This is a genomic window from Streptomyces sp. NPDC101166 (genome assembly GCF_044768125.1).
GTDB lineage: Bacteria > Actinomycetota > Actinomycetes > Streptomycetales > Streptomycetaceae > Streptomyces.
Genome location: NZ_JBIWPF010000026.1, coordinates 33,692 through 53,701 on the forward strand (window position 1 = coordinate 33,692; position 20,010 = coordinate 53,701).

The 20,010-nt window shown below is 69.7% G+C and carries 18 protein-coding genes; 8 read left to right on the top strand and 10 right to left on the bottom strand.

Annotated features, from left to right (window positions below; all coding sequences use genetic code 11):
- Positions 1-75 precede the first annotated feature (75 nt).
- The 3 genes from ACIRS4_RS32245 to ACIRS4_RS32255 all read right to left on the bottom strand — a co-directional run bounded on the left by ACIRS4_RS32245 (position 76) and on the right by ACIRS4_RS32255 (position 3,227).
- A complete protein-coding gene (locus ACIRS4_RS32245) occupies positions 76-855 on the bottom strand; it encodes an HAD-IIA family hydrolase (protein WP_404202763.1) in 780 nt (259 codons plus the stop codon).
- 132 nt (positions 856-987) lie between these two features.
- The gene (locus ACIRS4_RS32250) at positions 988-1,941 is read right to left on the bottom strand and encodes a hypothetical protein (protein ID WP_404202765.1); all 954 of its coding nucleotides are present in this window, start codon (positions 1,939-1,941) and stop codon (positions 988-990) included.
- 188 nt (positions 1,942-2,129) lie between these two features.
- On the bottom strand, positions 2,130-3,227 hold the full coding sequence (locus ACIRS4_RS32255) for an ROK family protein (RefSeq protein WP_404202833.1): 1,098 nt from the start codon (positions 3,225-3,227) through the stop codon (positions 2,130-2,132).
- A gap of 228 nt (positions 3,228-3,455) precedes the next feature.
- Here ACIRS4_RS32255 and ACIRS4_RS32260 point away from each other — a divergent pair, with 228 nt between their 5' ends.
- The 3 genes from ACIRS4_RS32260 to ACIRS4_RS32270 are packed head-to-tail and all read left to right on the top strand — an operon-like array spanning position 3,456 to position 5,925.
- Positions 3,456-4,526 (top strand): Gfo/Idh/MocA family oxidoreductase, encoded by a 1,071-nt coding sequence (locus ACIRS4_RS32260; RefSeq protein ID WP_404202767.1) that lies wholly within the window; start codon positions 3,456-3,458, stop codon positions 4,524-4,526.
- Between the two features lie 8 nt (positions 4,527-4,534).
- Positions 4,535-5,026: a heme-degrading domain-containing protein gene (locus ACIRS4_RS32265; RefSeq protein ID WP_404202835.1), complete on the top strand. Its 492-nt coding sequence runs from the start codon at positions 4,535-4,537 to the stop codon at positions 5,024-5,026.
- Between the two features lie 44 nt (positions 5,027-5,070).
- Positions 5,071-5,925 carry an LLM class F420-dependent oxidoreductase gene (locus ACIRS4_RS32270; RefSeq protein WP_404202769.1) on the top strand — a complete coding sequence of 285 codons (855 nt, stop codon included), beginning with the start codon at positions 5,071-5,073 and terminating at the stop codon, positions 5,923-5,925.
- A 225-nt stretch (positions 5,926-6,150) separates the two neighbouring features.
- On the opposite strand, the gene ACIRS4_RS32275 is transcribed toward ACIRS4_RS32270, so the two are convergent.
- The 4 genes from ACIRS4_RS32275 to ACIRS4_RS32290 all read right to left on the bottom strand — a co-directional run bounded on the left by ACIRS4_RS32275 (position 6,151) and on the right by ACIRS4_RS32290 (position 9,238).
- Positions 6,151-7,008: a fumarylacetoacetate hydrolase family protein gene (locus tag ACIRS4_RS32275; protein ID WP_404202771.1), complete on the bottom strand. Its 858-nt coding sequence runs from the start codon at positions 7,006-7,008 to the stop codon at positions 6,151-6,153.
- A 100-nt stretch (positions 7,009-7,108) separates the two neighbouring features.
- A complete protein-coding gene (locus ACIRS4_RS32280; RefSeq protein ID WP_404202837.1) occupies positions 7,109-7,855 on the bottom strand; it encodes a YidC/Oxa1 family membrane protein insertase in 747 nt (248 codons plus the stop codon).
- A gap of 122 nt (positions 7,856-7,977) precedes the next feature.
- Positions 7,978-8,307, bottom strand: a complete 330-nt coding sequence (locus tag ACIRS4_RS32285) for a DUF6412 domain-containing protein (protein WP_404202839.1) — start codon at positions 8,305-8,307, stop codon at positions 7,978-7,980.
- A 115-nt stretch (positions 8,308-8,422) separates the two neighbouring features.
- Positions 8,423-9,238, bottom strand: a complete 816-nt coding sequence (locus tag ACIRS4_RS32290; protein WP_404202773.1) for a class E sortase — start codon at positions 9,236-9,238, stop codon at positions 8,423-8,425.
- 300 nt (positions 9,239-9,538) lie between these two features.
- Between ACIRS4_RS32290 and ACIRS4_RS32295 the strand changes: the two genes are divergently transcribed.
- The 3 genes from ACIRS4_RS32295 (at position 9,539) to ACIRS4_RS32305 (ending at position 13,045) form a co-directional block, all read left to right on the top strand.
- Positions 9,539-11,011 (top strand): glycoside hydrolase, encoded by a 1,473-nt coding sequence (locus ACIRS4_RS32295; RefSeq protein WP_404202775.1) that lies wholly within the window; start codon positions 9,539-9,541, stop codon positions 11,009-11,011.
- A 95-nt stretch (positions 11,012-11,106) separates the two neighbouring features.
- Complete coding sequence (locus tag ACIRS4_RS32300; protein ID WP_404202776.1) at positions 11,107-12,123, top strand: SEC-C domain-containing protein; 1,017 nt, start codon at positions 11,107-11,109, stop codon at positions 12,121-12,123.
- A gap of 427 nt (positions 12,124-12,550) precedes the next feature.
- Positions 12,551-13,045 carry a very short patch repair endonuclease gene (locus ACIRS4_RS32305; protein WP_404202778.1) on the top strand — a complete coding sequence of 165 codons (495 nt, stop codon included), beginning with the start codon at positions 12,551-12,553 and terminating at the stop codon, positions 13,043-13,045.
- A 447-nt stretch (positions 13,046-13,492) separates the two neighbouring features.
- Here the strand turns inward: ACIRS4_RS32305 and ACIRS4_RS32310 are convergent, their stop codons facing one another.
- From ACIRS4_RS32310 to ACIRS4_RS32320, 3 genes are read right to left on the bottom strand one after another with little or no spacing between them, the layout of a single operon-like run.
- Complete coding sequence (locus tag ACIRS4_RS32310) at positions 13,493-14,302, bottom strand: protein NO VEIN domain-containing protein (RefSeq protein WP_404202780.1); 810 nt, start codon at positions 14,300-14,302, stop codon at positions 13,493-13,495.
- 28 nt (positions 14,303-14,330) lie between these two features.
- Entirely contained in the window at positions 14,331-16,175 is a 1,845-nt protein-coding gene (locus ACIRS4_RS32315; protein ID WP_404202782.1) for a DEAD/DEAH box helicase, read from the bottom strand.
- Positions 16,175-17,584, bottom strand: coding sequence for a transcriptional regulator (locus tag ACIRS4_RS32320; protein ID WP_404202784.1), 1,410 nt, complete (start codon positions 17,582-17,584; stop codon positions 16,175-16,177). The genes ACIRS4_RS32315 and ACIRS4_RS32320 overlap by 1 nt, the downstream gene beginning before the upstream one ends.
- 120 nt (positions 17,585-17,704) lie before the next feature.
- Here ACIRS4_RS32320 and ACIRS4_RS32325 point away from each other — a divergent pair, with 120 nt between their 5' ends.
- The gene (locus ACIRS4_RS32325) at positions 17,705-18,394 is read left to right on the top strand and encodes a hypothetical protein (protein WP_404202786.1); all 690 of its coding nucleotides are present in this window, start codon (positions 17,705-17,707) and stop codon (positions 18,392-18,394) included.
- Positions 18,395-18,622: 228 nt separating this feature from the next.
- Entirely contained in the window at positions 18,623-19,990 is a 1,368-nt protein-coding gene (locus ACIRS4_RS32330; protein ID WP_404202788.1) for a DNA cytosine methyltransferase, read from the top strand.
- Positions 19,991-20,010: the final 20 nt, after the last annotated feature.

Genomic DNA, 20,010 nt, shown 5'->3' on the forward strand with positions numbered 1-20,010 from the left:
CGGGTGAGTGGGGTGTCGTGGCGGGCGGCGGGGCGGCGGTGGACGGGGCCGGGGCCCGGGCGGCCGCCGCCCGGGTCAGATCCGGTCGACCAGGTCCGCGATCGAGTCGACGACCTGCGACGGGCGGTACGGGAAGCCCTCGACCTGGTCGGGCCGGGTCAGCCCGGTGAGCACCAGGAACGTCTGCATCCCCGCCTCCATGCCGGCCAGCACGTCGGTGTCCATGCGGTCGCCGATCATCGCGCTGGTCTCGGAGTGCGCGCCGATGGCGTTCAGCCCGGTGCGCATCATCAGCGGGTTGGGCTTGCCCGCGAAGTACGGCTTCTTGCCGGTCGCCTTGGTGATCAGCGCGGCGACGGCGCCGGTGGCGGGCAGCGGGCCCTCGGTGGAGGGGCCGGTCTCGTCCGGGTTGGTGCAGATGAAGCGGGCGCCGTCGTTGATCAGCCGTACGGCCTTGGTCATGGCCTCGAAGGAGTAGGTGCGGGTCTCGCCGAGGACGACGTAGTCGGGCTCGTGGTCGGTGAGGATGTAGCCGATGTCGTGCAGCGCCGTGGTCAGACCGGCCTCGCCGATGACGTAGGCCGACCCGTCGGGCCGCTGGTCGTCCAGGAACTGGGCGGTGGCCATGGCCGAGGTCCAGATGTTCTCGATCGGCACGTCCAGGCCCATGCGGCGCAGCCGGGCGTGCAGGTCGCGCGGGGTGTAGATCGAGTTGTTGGTCAGCACGAGGAACGGCTTGCCCGACTCGCGCAGCTTCTTCAGGAAGGAGTCGGCGCCGGGGATCGGGACGCCCTCGTGGATGAGCACCCCGTCCATGTCGGTGAGCCACGACTGTATCGGCTTGCGGTCTGCCATGTGGTGCGTCTCCTGGCGTGCGTACGGGCAGGGGCGGGGGCGCCGGAACCACGGCGTACCGACGCCCTCAGCCTAGTCAGCGCCGAGCGATCCGGACCCCGTCGGTCCGCCTGTACCCACGGACGCGGTGGGTCAGCGCCGGCGGCGCGCCTGTACGAGGGCGGCGCCGGCCGCGATGAGGCAGACGGTGACCGTGAGGACGCCGGCCGGGGAGGCGAGGCCGGTGAGGGCGAGTTCCTCGGCCTCGTCCGCGAAGGAGGGCGTCCCACTGGGCGAGGGGGACGGCTCGGGATCGGCGGGTGCGGTGCCGCTGGGGGGTTCGGTGCCGGTGGGGCCCGTGGTGCCGGTCGGCGTGCGGCCGGGGGCGGTGGCCCCGGGGCCGGTGGGCTCCGGGGCCGTGGTCGCGGGGGCGCTGGTCGCGGGGGCCGGTGCGCGGGGTCCTGCCTCGACGGTGAAGCGGTAGTCGTTCGACTGCCCGATCCACTCGCCGTCGTCCCCGTGCCGCTGGACGACCGCCGCGTTGAGCGTGACCGCGTCGGGCACGGCGTCCGAGGTGAACGACAGGCGCAGCTTGACGGTCAGGGGCTTGCCGGGGGCGACGGTGAAGCCGGGGAAGGGGGTGGCGGGGTCGGGACCGGAGTCGGCGCCTTCGCCCTCGTCCTCGCCTTCACCGGAATCGGCGGGCGGGTCCATGAGGGCGCCGACGAGTTCGTCCTCGTCGGTGGTCTCGAAGCGGACGGGACGCGGCCGGCCGTCGGCGTAGAACTCCAGCCGGGGCTGCGACGACTTCATCGCACGCGCCGAGTCGACGAGGACGACCACCGGATGGACGCCGGTGCAGGTCCGGCCGGTGGTGTTGGTGAGGTCGAGATACCAGACGCCGTATCCGCCGCCGGCCCGGTAGGAGGGGGGGCCGCCGTGGATCCTGCTGGTGAGCGGGAAAGCGCCGGCGTCGGCCGCGGCGCAGGACGACCCCGGCGGCGCGGCGTACGCGGGCTCGGGGAGGGACACGGACGCGGGCAGGGACACCGGTACGAGAACGGCGGCTGCGGCCAGGTGGAGGGAGACGGGCGTACACAGTCGCATGAACATATGACCTAGCCGGAGCGGCGGCGGCGCGGAGCCTCGCCGCACCGCACGACCGCACGAAGTCCGCTCGTTCGGCGGGCCGACTCAGCCCGTCCGGGGGTGCTCCCCCGGGGAGTTCGAGGACGATCGGATGCGCACCCCGAAGCAGGCTCGCGCCCCGTTCCGGCCGAACCCCACAGCAGGTCTCAGCCGCCCGCGCGTCCGAACACCGGCGCGAGGAGCAGCTGGGCCGCCCCCTCCGCCACCCCGCGCGCCCCGCCCGGCGCAAGGCGTACGGGCACCCGCTCCACCGGGGCCCCCTCCCGCTCGGCGTGGACGGCGAGGACCCCGGCGACCCCGTCGACGAAGGCGTCCGGGGCGGCGGCGATCGTCCGCCCGCCCAGCAGAAGGAGATCGATGTCGAGAAGCCCGACCAGATTCGCGGCGGCCACCCCCAGCACCCGGGCCGCCTCGGCGACGTCCCCCCGGGCGATGGCCGCGAGGCACAGGACCTCGACGCAGCCCCGGTTCCCGCAGGGGCAGGGCGGCCCGTCCAGCTGGACGACCTGGTGGCCGAACTCGCCCGCCCCGGTCCGCGCCCCCCGGTGCACGCTCCCGCCGATCACCAGACCGGCGCCCAGCCCCGTGCCGAGGTGGAGGTACGCGAAGGAGCCGCGTTCACCGCCCACAGCGAGAGAGAGTGCGGCGGCGTTGGTGTCCTTGTCGACGACGACCGGCGTCCCGAGCCGCCGCGCGAGCGCGTCGCGCAGCGGGAAGCCGTCCCACTCGGGGAACCCGGTGACCCGGTGCAGCACGCCGTGGACGTGGTCGAGGGGGCCGGGCAGGGCGACGCCGACGCCGAGGAGAGCGGCGGCGCGACCGCCGGAACCGCCCAGCGCCTCGCCCGCCAGCCCCTCCGTCTCCCGGACCACCGCCCCCACGACGGCCCCCGCCCCCGCCCCCAGGTCCAGCGGCACGCATCGCTCCCCCACCACACCACCGTCGAGGTCGGCGAGGACCACCCGCAGCTCGTCCCGGTCGAGATGGACGCCGACCGCGTGCCCGGCCTCGGGCACCAGCCGCAGGACGGTGCGCGGCTTGCCGCCCGTGGAAGCCCGGCGGCCCGCCTCGGCCGCGAACCCCTCCTCCCTCAGCCGCGCGGTGATCTTGCTGACGGCCTGCGGGGTGAGCCCGGTGCGCTCGGCGAGTTCGAGCCGGCTGATGCCGTCCGGTCCGGCGCCGCGCAGCAGATCGAGCACGAGCGCGGTGTTGTGGCTGCGGACACCGAGCAGGTTCGCGCCCACGACGGCATGCCCCGCCGTACGGCCGGCCGCACGCCGTGCCGCGGGGGCGCCGCCCGATCCGCCGCCCTCACCACCGCCGGCGCCGTGCGGCGCATGGAAGCCCCCGCCGTCCGCAGTGGCGTGCGCCGCCTTGCCGCCGCCGTACCTCACACCTTCGTCCATCCCGCTCACGCGCCCCATTGTCTCCCGCGCTTGCACTTTGGCAACAGCGTTGCGAAAGTGGGCTGCATGACTGCTGGCACTCCCCTCCGCGTGGGCCTGATCGGCTACGGCCTCGCGGGCTCCGTCTTCCACGCCCCGCTGATCGCCGCCACCGAGGGCCTCTCCCTGGACACGGTGGCCACCTCCCACCCCGAGCGGCAGGCGCAGGCCCGCGCCGAGTTCCCGGACGTACGCGTCACCACGACCCCCGACGCGCTCCTCGCCCGCGCCGGCGAACTGGACCTGGTCGTCCTCGCGTCCCCGAACAAGACGCACGTGCCTCTCGCCACCGCCGCGCTCGAAGCGGGCCTCCCGGTCGTCGTCGACAAGCCGATCGCGGGCACGGCGGCGCAGGCCCGCGAGCTGGCCGCCCTCGCCGAGGAGCGCTCCCTGCTGCTCTCGGTCTTCCAGAACCGCCGCTGGGACAACGACTTCCTCACCCTGCGCAAGCTGCTCGCCGAGGGCGCGCTCGGCGACGTGCACCGCTTCGAGTCCCGCTTCGAGCGCTGGCGGCCGCAGCCGAAGGGCGGCTGGCGGGAGTCCGGGGACCCGGCAGAGATCGGAGGTCTGCTGTACGACCTCGGCAGTCATGTCGTCGACCAGGCGCTCACCCTCTTCGGCCCGGCCGCCTCCGTGTACGCCGAGTCGGACGTCCGCCGGCCGGGCGCGGAGGCCGACGACGACACCTTCATCGCCGTCACGCACACCAGCGGCGTCCGCTCCCACCTCCATGTCTCCGCGACGACCGCCCAGCTCGGCCCGCGCTTTCGGGTGCTGGGCTCGCGCGCGGGCTATGTGAAGTACGGCCTCGACCCGCAGGAGGCCGCCCTGCGCGAAGGTCTGCGCCCCGGGGCGGCCTGGGGCGAGGAGCCCGAGTCCCTCTGGGGCCGGCTCGGAGCCGGGGAGTCCCCGCTGACCGGCGGCGGAACCCCTGTACCGACCCTCCCAGGGGACTATCCGGCCTACTACGCTGCGGTGGCCAGGGCATTGATCGACGGCGGGCCCAACCCGGTGACCGCCCTGGAGGCGGCCGCCGCCCTGGACGTCCTCGAGGCGGCCCGCCGTTCGGCACGAGACAAAGTGGCGGTGTCGCTGTGACCCACGAGATGACCCCCAAGTTCACCCCGGAGATCACCCCGACCCTGGAGGAGCTGCAGGCCCAGGAACGGCGGCTGGTGTTCCGCCGGTTCACCCATGACGACGCCTGGGCGCTGGGCTCGCTCCTGATGGAGATGGCCCGGGAGCGCCAGGCACCGGTCGCGGTGGACATCCACCGCGCGGGCCAGCAGCTCTTCCACGCGGCACTGCCCGGCTCCACCCCCGACAACGACGCCTGGATCGCCCGCAAGCGGCGGGTGGTGGAGCGCTACGGCGCCTCCTCCTACCTGGTCGGGGCCCGCTTCCGCGCCAAGGGCACGACCTTCGAGGAGTCCTCCCGCCTCGACCCCGGCGGGTACGCGGCGCACGGCGGCTCCTTCCCCATCCATGTGGAGGGCGTCGGCGTGATCGGCGCGGTGACGGTGTCCGGGCTGCCGCAGCTCGAAGACCACCGGTTCGTGGTGGAGGCGCTGGAGGAGTTCCTCGGCGAACAGCGGTAGGAACGCAGGAATGAAGGCGGGGTCCGTCGTCGTTGACGCCTGCCATGAAGGAGATCATCGGACGGTACGGAATCTGGAGTGTCGGCCTGCGTTCGGAGGACCCGGCCCGGCGCACCGAACTCACCGAGACAGCGGCCGAGTTGGAGGACCTCGGGTTCGGCGCCATCTGGCTGGGCGGCAACACCTCCGCCGCCAACGCGCTGCCGCTCGTCGAGGCGACCTCGAAGATCGTCGTCGGCACCAGCATCCAGAGCATCTGGCAGCACGGCGCGGCCGACTCCGCCGCGCGTCTCGCCGAGCTGGAGGCGGCTCACCCCGGCCGCTTCGTGCTGGGCCTCGGGGTGAGCCACGGGCCCCGGGTGGAGGGCTACCGCCGTCCGTACGCGGCGATGGTCGACTACCTCGACGAGCTGGACGAGGCTGGCGCCCCCGCGGGCTCCCGCATGCTGGCCGCCCTCGGCCCCCGGATGCTGGAGCTGTCCCGGGACCGGGCCGCCGGCGCGATCCCCTACCTGGTCACCCCCGAGCACACGGCCCAGGCCCGTGAGACCCTCGGCGACGGCCCGGTGCTCGCCCCGGAGTTCAAGGTCGTCCTCGAGACCGACCCGACCCGCGCCCGCGCCCTCGCCCGCACCTCCCTCGCCCCGTACCTGGCCCTGCCGAACTACACCAACAGCTTCCTGCGCCTCGGCTTCTCCGAGGACGACCTCGCCGGCGACGGCAGCGACCGCCTGGTCGACGCGCTCTTCGCCTGGGGCGACGAGAGCCGCGTACGGGAGCGGATCGACGCGTTCCACCAGGCGGGCGCGGACCACGTGGCCCTGCAGATAGTGGACGGGGCCCCACGGGACACCCTGCCGAGGCAGTCGTGGCAGAGGCTGGCGAGCATCCTGACGTGAACCGGGAACACGGGACCAGGAAACCTGCCTAAGAGGCGCGGGGAACCGACGTGAACCGGGAACACCGGACCGGAAGACCTGCCTGAGGGGCGCGGGGAACCGACGTGAACCGGGAACACCGGCCCAGGAGACCTGCCTGAGGGGCGCGGGGAACTGCGCGACCAGCCCGGAACGGCCCGCACGCTGAGCCACAAGCCCAGTCCCCCGCGCCCCCCAGCGGAGCGTTCACGCGTCTTTGAGTTCCTGCCGCTGACGCCCCAACCCCCCGATCTCCAACTCCACGACGTCCCCCGCCCGCAGGAACGGCTTCGGCTCGGGCAGCCCGAGGGCCACCCCCGCGGGCGTGCCCGTGTTGATCACATCACCGGGGTACAGGGTCATGAACCGGCTGATGTAGCGCACCACTTCGGCGACCGGGAAGATCTGCTCGGCCGTCGTCCCGTTCTGCTTCAACTCGCCGTTGACCCAGAGCCGGAGGCGCAGCGCCTGCGGGTCGGGCACCTCGTCGGCAGTGACCAGCCACGGCCCCAACGGGTTGAACGTCTCGCAGTTCTTGCCCTTGTCCCAGGTCCCGCCGCGCTCGATCTGGAACTCCCGCTCGGACACGTCGTGCGCGACCGCGTACCCGGCGACATGGGCGAGCGCCTCCTCCGCCGACTCCAGATAGCGGGCCGTACGCCCGATGACGACGGCCAGCTCCACCTCCCAGTCGGTCTTGACGGAGCCGCGCGGCACCAGCACGGTGTCGTACGGCCCGACGACGGTGTCCGCCGCCTTGAAGAAGAGCACGGGCTCGGCGGGCGGCTCGGCCCCGGTCTCGCGCGCGTGGTCGTGGTAGTTCAGCCCGACGCACACGATCTTGCCGATCCGGCCGACCGGCGGCCCGACGCGCAACCCGGCCGCGTCCAGCGCGGGCAGCTCGCCGGCCTCGGCGGCGGCGCGGACCCGGCCCAGGGCCTCGTCATCGGCGAGGAGCGCGCCATCGACGTCGTCCACGATCCCCGACAGGTCCCGCAGGGTCCCCTCGGCGTCGAGCAGCGCGGGGCGCTCCGCCCCCGCCGTGCCGACTCGCAGCAGCTTCATGGTCATCGTCTCCCTGGGTGGCGGGCCGTCCGCCGACGCGTGCAGTCATCGGAGGTCTGCCCGATCCTTCCGACCGGCGGGTCACTCCACAAGACCCGGTTCACGTACTGGACCGTGCGCTGTCGCCGCCCGGCCGGTACAGCACCGCGCGTTCGACGGTGCTCCAGGCGGTGCTGGTGATGACGTACAGCGCGGCGGCCAACGGCACGAAAGCCACCGTGACGAGGGTGAAGAACGACAGCAACGGCATGACCTTCGCGACGGCGGCCATCCCGGGCGCCTCCTCGCCGGCCGTGGCCCCGGCCGTCGCCCCGACGGCGGCCGTCATCCGCTGCGAGAGCCGGTAGTTGAGGGTCGCGACCGCCGTGACGACGGCGAACAGCACGAGATAGACCGACCCGGCCGCGCCGAACATCCCGCCGGCGGTGAGGGCGTCGGCCCAGCGGTCGCCGAGGGGCGCGTCGAGGAGCCGGTGGGTGAGCAGGTCGTTGGTCTCGCCGCCGACCGAGGAGTGCGAGAAGACGTAGTAGAGGAGCAGGAAGGCGGGCGCCTGGAGCAGGCTGGGCAGGCAGCCCGACAGCGGGGACACCTGTTCCTCGGCGTGCAGTTCCAGTACCGCCCGCTGGAGTCGCTCGGGGTCGCGCGCGTGCTTGCGGCGCAGTTCGGCGATGCGCGGCTGGAGCGCGGCCCGCGCCTTCTGCCCTCGGGCGGCGGCCCGGGACAGGGGGTGGACGAGCAGCCGTACGAGCGCGGTGAACAGGACGATCGCGGCGGCGGCCGCCGAGGCCCCGAAGAGGGGCGCGAGCAGATCGGCGAACCGCTCAACGAGGTGGACGAAGGCGGACAGGAGAACGGACATGGGTGAGGAGCCCTCCGGGGGGTCTCGTCGTGCCGGGAAGAGTGCGGTCGGCATGACGGCCCCGCGCGGGGCGCACACGGGTGCGGGTGTGCTGGAGCGGCGCTCGTGCCCTACGCGACGGCCGTCGGCAGGGCGAGACCGGGCGCCCTGGGCCTGGACCGCCCGGAGGCGTCGGGATCGCGCTGCGGCAGGAAGGCCGTACGCCGGTCCCGGTCGCGGATGGCCGTGCGCACCCGGGTGGGCGCCACGGCCGGCGCGCAGCGCGCGGCGACGAGACGGCAGACGGCGAAGGCCGCGCCGGCGGCGGCCGTCGCGGTCGCGGCGAGCGCGACGGTGACGGAGAGGCTGCCGGTGTCGAGGGCGAGGACGGCGAGACCGAGAAGGGCGAACAGGAACGCGGCGACAGGGCTGGGAAGGGTGCGCGCGGGCACGTTCCGCATGCCGGTCCGCTGACGGATCACCGCCCTCCCCCTCCTCTCAAGTCGCGTCCCGCCGTGGGCTCTTGCGCCCCTCGGGTACTACGGGTACTACCTGTATACCCGATCGCGCCCGCGTTCAGGGCAGCGCAGTGGCGACCAGCCTCGCCCACACCACCAGCCGGTATCTGGAGGTGTACTCCGGTGTGCAGGTGGTGAGGGTGAGGTAGCGGCCGGGGCGGTCGTACCCGTAGGCCGGATGGACCAGCGACCGGGGCACGGCCCGCAGGACGCCCGCGTCACGGGCCGAGGTCTGCGGCAGGACGAGATCGACGGCGTACGTGTACGTCCCCGCCGCCGTCCGCACCTCGACGGTGTCCTCGCGCCGCAGCCGGTTCAGGTACCGGAACGGCTCACCGTGGCTGTTGCGGTGCCCCGCGAGGGCGAAGTTCCCAGGCTGCCCCGGCTGCTGGGTGCCGCTGTAGTGGCCGGCGTACCCCTTGTCGAGGACACCCCGCTTCCCGGTGCCCTCGGCGACGGGGACGCGGAGGTGGAGACGGGGGATGCTGAGGACGGCGTAGGCCTGGGAGGGGGCGGGGCCGTGCCCGCTCGGCGAGGACGGCCCCGCACCGCCGCCCACGTCACTCCCGGAACGGCCGGAACTCCCTTGTGAACCCGGCTCTTTGAGCGAACCGGCGTCGTCGAGCCCACCGCCTGCGTCACCGGGAGCACCCGCACCCCCGGAAGCGCGGCCCCCCGCCCACTCCCGCTCCAGCGCCTCCACCCTCCGCTCGGCGCCCTCTCGGGCCTCACGGTTGGTCCACCACAGCTGATGGACGACGAACAGCAACCCCAGCACGCCCGCTGTGAAGACCAGTTCGGCGCCGCACCACAGCACGCGCCGGCGGCGGGCGCGCCGCCTCCGGACACCGTGCTCGACGACGGGAACCCGCATACGGATCACGCCCTTCCCCGACGGGCCGACCGACCGGGCGCACGATAGAGCCGAAGGCGAGAGGTCTCCAGAGCCGCACCCGCGGGCCTTCCTCCCGCACCCCCTTCCTCAACCGGTTCGAGAAAGGGGTGTCGGAACTCTCGACAACACCATGCGCCACGCCCGATGCTTCGTGACGCGCATCGAGCGACGCGCATCCCCCACCAGGAACCACCCAGTCCTGCACTCACATCCCCCCGCGAGCCGCCGGCCCGCCCGCAACGGCGGGCCCGGCTCGGTCGAGTGAAGCGGAGAAGCCGAATGATCCGACGCAGAACACTGCTGACCGCCGCGGGCGGTGCGGTGCTCGGCAGCGCCCTGGCGACCGGCACGGCCCACGCCGACGCGACGATCGCCGTCAGTCCCTCCACGTCGTACGGCACTTGGGAGGGCTGGGGCACCTCGCTCGCCTGGTGGGCCAACGTCTTCGGCGCCCGGAACGACTTCGCCGACCTGTTCTTCACCACCGACTCCGTGACGTACAACGGCACGGCGCTCCCCGGCCTGGGCCTCACGCTCGCCCGCTACAACCTCGGCGGGTGCAGCTGGAACACGGTGAACGGCGAGTCGATGGCCGTCTCCCCGAACATCCCCCGCTTCAAGCAGATCGAGGGCTTCTGGCAGGACTGGAACAACGAGGACCCCGCCTCCTCGGCCTGGAACTGGTCGGCGGACGCCAACCAGCGGGCGATGCTCCAGAAGGCGTCCCAGCGGGGCGCGACGACCGAGCTGTTCGCCAACTCCCCCATGTGGTGGATGTGCTCCAACCACAACCCGTCCGGGGCGGCGAACGGCGGCAACAACCTCCAGTCCTGGAACTACCGCCAGCACGCCTCCCACTTGGCGGCGACGGCCCTGTACGCCAGGAACAACTGGGGAGTGAACTTCGGGACGGTCGACCCCTTCAACGAGCCGGCGTCGTCCTGGTGGACGGCCACCGGGACGCAGGAGGGCTGCCACATGGACCCGGCGGTCCAGGCGGCCGTACTGCCCTACCTGCGCAGCGAGTTGGACAAGCGCGGTCTGACCGGCGTCCGTATCGCGGCGTCCGACGAGACCAACTACGACACCGCCCGCTCGACGTGGTCGTCGTTCGGCTCCGCCACCAGGGCCCTGGTGAACCAGGTGAACGTGCACGGCTACCAGGGCTCGGGGGGCCGCCGGGACCTGCTCTACTCGGACGTGGTGACGGCGTCGGGCAAGAAGCTGTGGAACTCGGAGACGGGCGACAGCGACGGCACCGGGCTGACCATGGCGTCGAACCTCTGCTACGACTTCCGCTGGCTGCACCCGACGGCCTGGTGCTACTGGCAGGTCATGGACCCGTCGGCGGGCTGGGCGATGATCGCGTACGACGCGAACACGCTCCAGCCGACGACCGTCCAGACCAAGTACTACGTGATGGCCCAGTTCAGCCGCCACATCCGCCCCGGCATGCGCATCCTCGACACCGGCGTGAGCTACGCGGCGGCGGCCTACGACCCGACGGCCCGCAGGCTGGTCGTCGTCGCCGTGAACACCTCCTCGTCCGCCCAGACCCTGACCTTCGACCTCTCCCGCTTCTCCACCGTGACCGGCGGCACGGGCGGTCTGGTCCCCCGCTGGAACACGGTCACGACGGGCGGCGACCGGTACCGGGCGTACACGAACACGTACCTGAGCGGAAAGTCGGTGGCGGTGCCGTTCGCCGCGAAGGCGGTGCAGACGCTGCAGGTGGACGGCGTGACGATCTAGGAACCCGCCGCGGGCCGGACGGCCGCCCGGCCGCCCGGCAACTGCCCGGCCTGCGGGTCTCACCTTTGTCACCGGCGGGCAGTACGGTGTCGGTCATGCGCCCCGACACGCCTGCCGAGAACGTCGACCACACCGCCGAAGCGGCACGCCTGGAGCGGACCGCCGGCCTGTACCCGGAGGACGCCGAAGCCCTGCTGCTGCAGGCCGCGGCCCACCTGGAACTCTCCGGCGACCGCCCCGCCGCGACCGCGCTCTACGACCGCCTGCTGTCCTCCGGGGCCCCGCTGGACGAGCCGCACCTGATCAGAGCGCTCAAGGCGTCGAACCTGTGGGAGTACGGCCACGAGGCCGAGGCCCGCGCGATCATCGACGGGATCCGGGCGACGGCCCCGCGCGACGCGGCCCCGTGGGTGATCGTCGCGGAGTCGCTGGAGGCGCACGACGAGCTGGAGGCGGCGGAGAAGACGTTCACGGAGGCGGCGCGGCTGCTGCTGACGGACGTGCCGGAGCCCCCGCACTCCACGCACCCCCTCCTCTTCGGCCGCCACCGGGTGCGCCGCATGCTGGGCGCGGCCCACGACGAGTGGGACACCCTGGCGGACACCCTCCACACGTCCCCCGTCTCCCTGGACGAACTCCACGACCCCAAGAGGGTGTGGTCCCTGGGCTCGGACAACCCACTGGAGCTGGAGGCGGAGATCTCCCGCCTGCGCGCGGAACTGGGCGCCTACCGGGAGGCCCTGTCCCGCCCGTTCCCGGTGGCGGTCCTGCACTGGCCGGCCGGCGAACTGGCGGAACTGCTGTCGGCGTACCCGTCGCTGTCCGAGGAGTACCCCTCCCACCCCGACCACCTCGCGACGATAGAGGCCTCCCTCCGCGAACTGTCGGCCTCCGGCACCCCCAACCTGGGCATCGTCACGGGCACGGTCCCGTCCTACGAGGCCTTCGCGGCCTCGGAACTCTCCTCCCCCACCGACACGACCCTCCTCCCCCAGTACGCGACGACCCTGGCAGCCCGAGGCCGAGCGGTGGCCTGGCCCCCGGAGAGGGGGGCGGGGTGCTGGTGCGGGTCGGGAGGGGCTTACGCGGCTTGTCATGGGGGCGACGCCTAACGCCGCATGCCGACGGCCCGCCCCACGACGCCCCTGCGTCCCGCACGCGCCGGGCGTCGCCCTGACACAACACGGCGCGGGCCCGCCGCACACCTTCGGCGTGCCGTCGAAGCGTGATCGCGCCCCCACCCCGACGCACGCCCTGTTCCACCCACGCTGCACCCGCTTCACCCGGGCCGCCGCCCGCTCGCATCCACCGAGCTCTGGAGCGGCCCCTGGTCAAGGGTGGCCCGAAGGGCCATAGCCGCAAGCGTTGCGGAATGCAGCGCAGCGAAGGGAGACTCCCTCGAGACGAGTCGCAGAAGCACGACATACTGTCCGGGAAGCGAGCGGCCCTGGCTCACCCCACCTCTTGCGGATAGCGGCCTGCTCCCCGCCTTGAGAACCTCCGTGTCATGCGCCTCCCAGCCGTATTACGCTCAGCGGTGTGTCCAAAGATGCCGAGTGGGAAGCCCCAGAGGGTTCCTGGGCTTCATCCGCAGCCCGCCGTCGCAACATGCAGGCGATCCGCAGCCGTGACACAAAGCCCGAGAAGCTGGTCCGACGGTTGGTTCACGCCCGAGGGCTCCGCTACCGCGTTGCCGCACGCCCTCTGCCGGACCTGCGCCGGACAGCGGACATGGTGTTCGGCCCTGCAAAAATCGCCGTCTTCATCGACGGCTGCTACTGGCATGGCTGCCCCGAGCACTATGTGCCCCCTAAGACGAATCAGGGCTACTGGTCCGACAAGGTACTCCGCAACATGGAACGTGACCGCGACACGGATCAGCGGCTGAGGAAGGCGGGGTGGCTCGTCCTTCGCTTCTGGGAACACGAGTCGGCGGAAGAGTGCTCGCTCGCGGTCTGCAAGGCGGTGGCCGACCGAAAAGTCCGGGGTAGCAAGACACACGATGCGGGCGACGGCACGGAAGCAACTCCTTGAATCCACGCAAGGAGTACGAGTCCAGGTCACCTACCTTGCTGACGGAGCGGATCACAGGGCTACGAAACCGGTACCGGCGCAAGTTCCTGATAGCGGACGTAGCGGCGACAGAGAAACCGCCACTCGGTCTCCCGTGCTTCCCGGGTATGCCGAGGCCGGCCGGAACGTGCCTGTCGCGACAGCAGAGACAAATGGCTGGAACTGGATCGGATGGATCGACCCCCTGTTTCGAAGCAGCGCTCGCCGCTGCCTCCAGCGGCCTCGCAGGTTACGTGCCGGTCTACGGTAAGACCGCACCGCTGCGTGTCATGGTGCGGGCGGTGTGACCTTCGGCCTGGGCCAGTTCGTCGTCCTAGGTCATGGTCCAGTGGCGGACGGCGGTAAAGGCCGAATGGTGCCCTGAGCTGGATGCCCCCCAGTGGCCCGCCGAGCCCGTCGAGTTCCTGCTCAGCCCGGCCTTGGCGTACCCCTGAGCATCTCGGGGGCAGTCGAGACAAGTATCGGCACAATGCTCGGAATACCCGGCACTGGTATCTCTGGAGGGATATCGAGCCGACAGGATTCCCAGCGTCCTTGAGCGCTGCGGTCTGCAGGAACCTGATCCGCGATCCACTCCCTCGGGACAGCTGCTACTGTCCTGATCCTCAACTCTGGTGTGAGGCGAACCGTCACCAGTTCCCAGGCCGGATCCCGCAGCATGGTCTCGTACTCGTTACGGGAGATGTAAACCGTGAGTCGGCCAACACGCACCGTGGTTTTCACTTCGAGATGGGCGGAGTGCTGCCGCGCGTCTACGAAGATGTCGTATCCGTGGCCGTCAGACCATGCGGCTACGTGCTCCACCCGGCCTTCCGCTGATTTGGAGAGCAGCTCTACGAGGGCGAGCTCGCCCGCTGAGCCGATCCGAGAGCGCTCTTCCGTGTCTACCTTCCCCCACGCGGTACTCACTTGCGCGTATGCCTCCTCTGGGAGGAGGCCGAGAGTCTCCGCCGCGCGCAGAGCGTCTTCCGGGAGTTCGTCCGGTCTGCGGACTAGCAGGTCAGCATCCCGGAACCAGGGCACCCCGCTATGGGCCACCGCTGCTTCGAAGACCCTGTGCTCCACGGGCACGACACTGTCCGGCTCGTCCAGCAGGCCTGCCTCCCGGATCCAGGCGTATGCCGCGTCGTACTGCGTCGGCGTGATGTCGCTGAAGTCGTTATGCGTGGTGAAGAGGGCACGTACACGTGCGATACCGCTGGCTGGGAGTCTGTCCAACCAACGGACCGCCGCGCGCAAGACCGGCTCAGGCGGCACGGGCACGGAGGTGACCCATCAGCGCCTGGAGGTCTCGTTGATCCAGGCCACCGCCGATAGCTGGCTCTTCCTCAAGGTCGGCCAGTTGCTGAACGGCAGGATCGTCGAGGATCCCTCCCATGAATTGCAGCTTGTCACTCAGCCGTTGATCGACGATTTCGTCGATCGTGCCCTCCGAAGCGAGCACCGTGATCCGAGTCTCGGTCTCGGGATCGAGCCCGAGACGGTGAATCCGGTCAAGGCTCTGCAGGAAACGGCCGGCCGCGAAGTCGCGGTCAACATACACGGCGTCGTGGCAGTGGTGGTGGAGACTGATCCCCTCGCCGAGGGTACCGGGATTGGACAAGAGGACCATGCAAGCCGGATCGCTCCGGAATCTGCTGATGGCCGTCTCACGATCAGCGTCATCCAGGGCGCCGTACACCAACGCAGGCGAGAACTCCTTGAGCATGCGCTCCAGAGTGTTGAGGCTCCGCACGAAGGTCGACCAGACCAACGTCTTGCGACCTTGAGCCGCGTTCCGACTGACGATGGCCAGGACCTCACGGTACTTCGGTGACATCTCGTAGCTTGGAAGGTCCCTCATGAGCTCGAAAAGCGGCGTTCCCTCCGGCACGGAAAGCGGAGGCACCTGGTACGACAGCGGTTCATAGCGTGTCGTGCCCACCGCGAGCAGCGCGGGGCTGGTCGCCGCCATCAGCATGTAGACGATGACTTTACCGAGGGCCAGAAAGTCGCCCTCGGCACCTGCAGCCCGGGCCGAGAAGCGCCCGACGAGCGCCTCGTACACCTCTTGATGAAGCGGCGGCAAGGACACAGTCGTCAGGTTCGTCGTAACAGGCGGCAAACCGAGTTCGCCTTTGGTGGTCCGGGTGAACAGGGGGCGCAGAACCCGGCTAGCCTTCGCCAGGTCTCCGCCGGCCACAGCTTGGATAACCTTCTGGCGGCCATGACCGGGCCATACGAAGCCGAAGAGGTTCTCCAGATCCTTCACGCCGTTCGGTGCTGGTGTCCCCGTGAGGATCAGCCGGTGTCGGCTGCGTGGCCCAAGGGCGAGACAGGCGGCGCCGTCCGTGCCGTCGGCTCCGCGCTTCATCCGGTGTGCCTCATCAAGCAGAAGCATGGACGGCCGCGCAGCCAGCCACTGGCCCAGCTCGTTGACGACGCCGTCCTGCCGCAGACGTTCGTAGTTGACGATCAGCGCGTCCGTCCCCAGGCCGGCATCCTTGGAGAACACGTCCATGCTGAGAGGTTCACTCAGACACTGCTGGTTCTCGTGTTTCCAGGACTCATAGCAGGACTTCGGCCCGACGATCAGAAGCCGCTCGATGCCCTTGTTGCGCCGCAGAGAGTGGAATACAGCGAGACCCACACGGGTCTTGCCAGCACCAGGAACAGAGAAGTTAGCCCCATGGCGGAGGGAGAGCAGCTTTGCGATGTCCCGGCGCTGGAACTCCGTGAGATCCCCTACCCAATCAGGGCCAAGCAGACCCCGGATATCTTCTGGGTCGACTTCCCCGTCCGGGCGAGCTGAGGAGTCCAGGCGCTTGGCGACGGTCTGTGCGTCGATGGCGGAATCCTTGGCCAGCGCGGCCAGTTGCGGGTCCCAAGCCACGCTACTGGGCTCAGGCCACGTGGCGAGCGCTACCAGGTTCGTCAGAAGGTCATCGATCTCGACCTCCATGGTTCCAGGTGATCGTTGAACACTGCTCTGGAACCTCAGTGCCAGCCGACGCAGGTCGCTCTCATATCCGTTACCCGCGCGAAGGCGCGCGCGAGTCACTCCGTCGCCGAACCCGATGTCCAGACTCACCGCGGTGGACTGCCCCACCATCAGTTTTCCCGTGTGGCGTCGAGCAGCCACGCAACCCCGTTGCCTGGCGAACTGAAAGTTCGCCCAGCCTGCTTGGCAAGACGCGCAAGACTCGCCTTCAGAGTGAGCAGCGCATCATCGAACGCGTCCTCATCCAGGGCCCGCTTGGCCTTGGCCTCAGCGAACTCAGCAGCGCACTGGTTGACGTAGTCGGCCGCGTCGGTGAGGCGCTCGGGCACGGCTACCTGACGCTTGTGCAATTCGGCGTTCGCGCCCGCCAGCTTGACGGCGGCGTCGAACGTCTTCCGCGCGGTCTTGATGAGCACATCAGCCTGCGCCACGACCGCCGCGTCCAGCTTGTCGCCTGCCTGCGCCGCCGCCTTCGCCTGAAGCAGCGCATCCGTAAGGGCGCGTGTGGCCTTGACGGTGGCGGTAGCGTCCGGGATGGCCACGCCGACCAAGCCGGGGATCGCGACAGCGGCGGACTCTTGCGCCGGCGGCCTCAGTTCGCCGGGCAGACGCTCCTCGAGGTAGCGGTTGTGGAAGTCAGCTTCAGCAAGACGCACCGTCGTCTTTGCGTAGTTGAGCACGACCATCGCCAGCCGCGATTCCTTGAGCTGCTCGGCAGCATCCGGGTCGGTCTTAGCCAGCTTGATGTAGTCCCGGTGCAGTTCCCGGAGCTTCTCCTGATGGTCCTCGAAGTCGACCAGCCGCAGGGCTGCGCCCTCCGCGGACTTGCTGCGGTCGATCGCATCGTTGATCAGCTGGTAGACCCAGCGGTCCTGTTGAAGAGTGGTCTTCTTGATGTTGAAGTCGCGGGCTACATCTTCTTCACGACGGCCATCGGCCAGCTCGTCTTCGATCGCGATGAGGCGGTTGATGTACGAGTACTCACGCCGTTTGTCGCGGCGCAGCTGCAAGGCCAGTTCCACGCTGTTGATGTCACGGCGGGAGGTGTCCTTCGGCAAGACGCCAACCCGGATGTTCTTGATTCCCAGGTCCTTGAGCGCGGCACAGCGAGTGTTGCCGTCGACCAGGATGCCGTCGGGGCTGATGATCCCCGGCTCCCTCTGGCCCCCGTCGTCCAACTCGTCCTGCAGAGCTAGGTAGTCGGGGTCGGTCTGGCTCGGGTTCGACGGTCGGCACCGCAACAGATGATGCAGATACGTTTGTGCGGATTCGCTCCAGGGCTCTTCCTCCAACACCCGGTTGCGCGCCGGGTCGAGGGTGCGCTGTGCGCGGATGCGGTGTGTGTCGGGGTTGAAGTAGAGCATGTCGACCGGCATAGAGATCACGTGCAGATGCTTCTGCTCGCCGCGCCACTCGACGGTGATCTTCGCCCCGTCCTCGGCCATGGCCTGTTTCAGTCGCTCGTCCACCAGCGAGCGGATCTTCTCGCCTTCAGGCGGAACGCCGAACCTCACAGCCATAACCAGAGCCTCCCCAGAGCCAGACGTAGCTTGCAGCGCCATCATGTCAGGCCCCGCTGACAGAGGACGTGCCCATGTTCCACAATCAACATCTCGATCACTTGGAGAACGGAGCATGAAGTGACGCCGCCTGCCTGGAACGACCCTGAGCTCAAGGCTGGAACCATGGTCCGCGGGGCGCTCTGGCTCGTCCAAGTGATCGGAGAAGGCAACACCTTCACCAAGGAGCAGATCCGCAACGCGTTCCCTGGGATCTCGCAGGCGGACAGGCGGATAAGGGATCTCCGCGACTACGGCTGGGTCCTCCTCACGAACTCTGACGACGCAACGCTGACGGCTGAGGACCAGCGGTTCGTCAAGACGGGTGTGGCAGTGTGGGATCCGGTGGCCCGTCGTGCCGCAGCCCCTCAGAAGGCCATCTCCAGCAAGGAGAAGCAGGAGATCATGGCCCGTGACGACTACATGTGCAGCGTCTGCGGCATTTCCGGAGGCGAGCCCTACGTCGACGACTCCAACCAGACCGCTGTGCTCTCCATCACTCGCCGCGAGACGGTGCTCCCAGACGGACGGGAGAAAATTCTGCTCATCACGGAGTGCAAGCGATGTCGGGCAGGCGGTCACGGCCAGCCCGCACGGGCCGATGAGACGGTGGCCGATATCAGGGCCCTCGACCCCGGCGACCAGCGTCGGCTGCTTCGTTGGATCGAGCGCGGGCGCCGAGGTTCCACGTCTCTAGACAGGGCCTGGAACGCCTATCGGCGACTCCCTGCCGATGCCCGGGACGAAGTGCGTGCGGCTCTCGAAGGGTGACTGCTCGGCAACAAATGGGACATCTGGGCCGCGTGGGTTTCCCGCATGTCAGTGGACCGCCGTACACTTCACAACCGCTCGGCTCACCATTTGGGTGACCCGTCGAAGATCGACGACTAGGGTGCTGCTGCGGACGCGTGAGCAAGCGGCGGCCCGCTGTGATACAGAGCCGAGCGCAATACCCTCGGCTTCGCGCTGGCCTGGCCTGCGCGCCTGAAAGGAGATCCCATGGCGGCTTCGGAGCGCGGCAAACAGCTCGAGGTCGTCGAGATCTGCGCGGGCGCGGGGGGCCAGACCCTCGGACTGGAGCGAGCCGGATTCCGCCACCGGATTGCGGTAGAGCTGGACGAGAGCGCTGCGGGCACGCTGCGCCACAATCTCCGGGACGTACTCGGATACAGCACGGAAGAAGCGAAGAAGGCTGTGGCAGTCGGCGATGTGGCCGACCCTCAGACGTGGAATCCTGCCGAGCACAAGGAAGTCGACCTGCTTGCTGGCGGTGTGCCGTGCCCACCGTTCAGCATCGCGGGCAAGCAGCTGGGGGCCAATGACGAGCGCGATCTCTTCGCGTGGGCGATCGAACTCTGCGGCGACATTCAGCCGAAGGCGCTCCTTCTAGAGAACGTCCGAGGGCTGAGCGCCAATCGGTTCACCGCATATCGGCAACACGTGCTGGACAAGCTTCATGAATACGGCTATATCGGCGACTGGAAGCTTCTGCACGCCAACGAGTTCGGCGTCTCCCAGCTCCGGCCCCGCTTTGTGCTCGTGGCTCTCAAGCGGGAATACGCGGAGTACTTTGATTGGCCGACGCCTCACAAGGAGGCCCCCCTCACCGTGGGGGAGCTTCTGGCGGACCTCATGGCTGCAAACGGCTGGGAGGAAGATCAAGTCGACGCATGGGTCAGGCGGGCCAACGACATCGCGCCGACGATCGTCGGTGGTTCCAAGAAGCATGGCGGTGCCGACCTCGGCCCTACGCGGGCCAAGCGGGCCTGGGCAGCTCTCGGTGTGGACGCCATGGGTGTAGCCAACGAGGCCCCAGTAAAGGGGTGGCGAATTCCGGAAGGTGTCCCGGGACCAAAGCTCACTACCGCGATGGTGGCCCGAATCCAAGGCTGGCATGACTTCGGGCCGGCCGAAGAGGTCCGCTCTGGCGCAGACGGCGATTTTCGTTGGAAGTTCCACGGCCGCAAGACCTCCATCTACCGGCAGATCGGCAATGCCTTCCCCCCTCCGGTTGCCAAGGCACTGGGCGTGGCGATCCGGAAGGCCATCCAGCAGGAGGGTGAGCGACGAACCCTCGTAGAGAACACCGACCGAGTTCTGGATCCGGTGTACAAGCTGCTGCGGGGCCTCGACCGCCCTCAGACTGTCGACCAGATCATTGAGAAGCTGACCAAGCAGGGCATCTTGCTCGAGCAACCGGAAGTTGAGCGGCGCTTGAACCACCTTGGCCACGACTTCGCGGTGACGTTGACGACTCGCTCCAACGGAGCTATTGCTTACAGCCTTGGCGAATTCAAGGCATTCATCGGACAGGACGACCATCAACGGCACGACCTCTTCACTCAACTTCGCGCGAAGATCAGTTAGGCGGTCGGCGGCTGCGGGGC

Excerpts from the sequence above, each read along its gene's own strand:
- ACIRS4_RS32295 (WP_404202775.1), top strand. The coding sequence starts at position 9,539 with ATGATCCGACGCAGAACACTGCTGACCGCCGCGGGCGGTGCGGTGCTC.
- ACIRS4_RS32320 (WP_404202784.1), bottom strand. The coding sequence starts at position 17,584 with ATGGCTGTGAGGTTCGGCGTTCCGCCTGAAGGCGAGAAGATCCGCTCG.
- ACIRS4_RS32285 (WP_404202839.1), bottom strand. The coding sequence starts at position 8,307 with ATGCGGAACGTGCCCGCGCGCACCCTTCCCAGCCCTGTCGCCGCGTTC.
- ACIRS4_RS32265 (WP_404202835.1), top strand. The coding sequence starts at position 4,535 with ATGACCCCCAAGTTCACCCCGGAGATCACCCCGACCCTGGAGGAGCTG.
- ACIRS4_RS32270 (WP_404202769.1), top strand. The coding sequence starts at position 5,071 with ATGAAGGAGATCATCGGACGGTACGGAATCTGGAGTGTCGGCCTGCGT.
- ACIRS4_RS32245 (WP_404202763.1), bottom strand. The coding sequence starts at position 855 with ATGGCAGACCGCAAGCCGATACAGTCGTGGCTCACCGACATGGACGGG.
- ACIRS4_RS32290 (WP_404202773.1), bottom strand. The coding sequence starts at position 9,238 with ATGCGGGTTCCCGTCGTCGAGCACGGTGTCCGGAGGCGGCGCGCCCGC.
- ACIRS4_RS32315 (WP_404202782.1), bottom strand. The coding sequence starts at position 16,175 with ATGGTGGGGCAGTCCACCGCGGTGAGTCTGGACATCGGGTTCGGCGAC.
- ACIRS4_RS32260 (WP_404202767.1), top strand. The coding sequence starts at position 3,456 with ATGACTGCTGGCACTCCCCTCCGCGTGGGCCTGATCGGCTACGGCCTC.
- ACIRS4_RS32275 (WP_404202771.1), bottom strand. The coding sequence starts at position 7,008 with ATGAAGCTGCTGCGAGTCGGCACGGCGGGGGCGGAGCGCCCCGCGCTG.
- ACIRS4_RS32250 (WP_404202765.1), bottom strand. The coding sequence starts at position 1,941 with ATGCGACTGTGTACGCCCGTCTCCCTCCACCTGGCCGCAGCCGCCGTT.
- ACIRS4_RS32300 (WP_404202776.1), top strand. The coding sequence starts at position 11,107 with ATGCGCCCCGACACGCCTGCCGAGAACGTCGACCACACCGCCGAAGCG.
- ACIRS4_RS32330 (WP_404202788.1), top strand. The coding sequence starts at position 18,623 with ATGGCGGCTTCGGAGCGCGGCAAACAGCTCGAGGTCGTCGAGATCTGC.